Here is a 528-nt window from a genome sequence, read left to right as displayed (position 1 = left end):
CCCCGGGAGGCCTGTTCCGGCACCGCACGGTGCCGGAACGGGCCTTTCTGCGTCGGTGGGTCAACTCTAGGATCACTCACGGTTGTTGACGCGTGAGTGAAGTGAAGGGTGTGACCCATGGGGCTGGAGATACGTCAAGCCGGTCGATCGGACCGGGACGCCGTGGCGCGGCTGCTCGACGAGGCCTTCCGGGACGACCCGGTCAGCAGCTGGGTCTTCCCCGATCCGCGACACCGGGCCGCCGTCCACGGGAAGTTCCTCGGCGTCTTCGTCGACGTCGCCCTGGAGGAGGGCCGGATCGACCGTACGGCCGACGGCGCCGCGGCCGCGCTGTGGCTGCGGGTGCCGGCGGGCGAGCCGGAGGGCGAGGACGAGGTCCCGGCGCGGATGCGCACGGTGGCCGATCCGGACAACGAGCGCTGCGAACTGGTCGGCCGGCTCACCGGGGAGGTCCATCCGACCGCCGAGGAGCACGAGTACCTGCTGATGATCGCCGTCGCGCCGGACCGGCAGGGCGAGGGGCTGGGC

1 protein-coding gene is annotated in these 528 nt (G+C 72.0%); it reads left to right on the top strand.

Annotated elements, in window-relative coordinates:
* Positions 1 to 117: 117 nt before the first annotated feature.
* Positions 118 to 528, top strand: a 411-nt coding sequence (locus tag G3I71_RS46460) for a GNAT family N-acetyltransferase (RefSeq protein WP_164324967.1), incomplete at its 3' end; no start/stop codon positions are given.

Origin of the sequence: Streptomyces sp. SID12501 (assembly GCF_010550245.1) — a bacterium.
In the GTDB taxonomy this organism is placed as follows: Bacteria; Actinomycetota; Actinomycetes; order Streptomycetales; family Streptomycetaceae; genus Streptomyces.
The sequence above is the reverse complement of the archived record's forward strand: the minus strand, read 5'-3'. Positions and strand labels throughout refer to the sequence as shown.